This is a genomic window from Streptomyces sp. ATLC9, assembly GCF_057196705.1.
Genome location: NZ_JBXUOY010000585.1, coordinates 1 through 486 on the forward strand (window position 1 = coordinate 1; position 486 = coordinate 486).

1 protein-coding gene is annotated in these 486 nt (G+C 71.4%); it reads right to left on the reverse strand.

The window, feature by feature from the left end; all coding sequences use genetic code 11:
* On the reverse strand, positions 1 to 486 hold a 486-nt coding region (locus tag AC2CJA_RS27185), incomplete at both ends, for a transposase family protein (RefSeq protein ID WP_484605276.1).

Here is a 486-nt window from a genome sequence, read left to right on the forward strand (position 1 = left end):
CCCCCAGCACGGGGTGCGGACTGTTCCGCCGGCACCCCGGTAGCCCTTGTCGGCCCAGCATGCGATGCCGGCCTCGGCGAGGGCGTCGACGATGCCATGTTCGCGAGCCGCGCGGACGTCGTGGACAGCTCCGGGCAAGGTCGGCGAGGCCCACAGCAGCCGGCCGAAGGGATCGGCGAGGACCTGCACGTTCATCCCGTGCCTCTTGTGCTTCCCCGAGTAGTAGGGCCGGTCCGCGGCGATCCGGTCGATCGGCAGCAGGGTCCCGTCCAGCAGCACGAACGCCTTCGACGATGCCGTCCGGACTGCCTCCGCAAGAGTCGGCGCGAGAGCGGCCAGGACCTCGACGGCCTCGGTGATGTACCGGTACGCGGTCGTGGTCCCGATGCCGAACCCGGCCGCGAGCTGGGCATACGGGTGGCCGTTGCGGAGGTGGGCAAGAGTGAGCAGGGCCTGACGGCCGGCACTCAGGCGCCGCCAACGGGT